At 61.6% G+C, this 383-nt stretch carries 1 protein-coding gene; it reads right to left on the minus strand.

All coding sequences use genetic code 11. The annotated features are described in order from the left end of the window. Positions 1–339 (minus strand): DUF2780 domain-containing protein (locus SOP95_RS32045; protein ID WP_323609598.1); only part of this gene is annotated, 339 nt, incomplete at its 3' end. Between the last annotated feature and the right edge of the window lie 44 nt (positions 340–383).

Here is a 383-nt window from a genome sequence, read left to right on the forward strand (position 1 = left end):
GAGGCTGCCCAAGGCGTTGTTGCCCGACAACTGTTCGAGGCCCGGCACGCTGTTGCCCAGTTGCGAATAATCGTTGCCGCTCAGTTTGTTCTTGGCCAGGCCCAGCATGGCGCCCGTACCGCCGACCGCTTGTTCGGGGGTGATGTTCAGTTGCGAGGTGAGTGCGCTCAACAGGCCGGCCGTCTCGGACGACGGTGCCGCAGCGGCTGCCTTGTTGTTGCCGCCCTGCATGCCGGAAATCGCATTGGCTGCATCGCCAAGGCTGAAGCCCGTAGCGAACACCGGGGCGGCTGCCAGGGTCATCAGGCAGGAAAGGGCGAAACCGCGTGAAATCTTCATCGAAACAACCTCTGGATGTAAGAGCTGAAAGCAGGCGTTTGACT

Origin of the sequence: Pseudomonas sp. YuFO8, from assembly GCF_035065025.1 — a bacterium.
Classification (GTDB): domain Bacteria; phylum Pseudomonadota; class Gammaproteobacteria; order Pseudomonadales; family Pseudomonadaceae; genus Aquipseudomonas; species Aquipseudomonas putida_AE.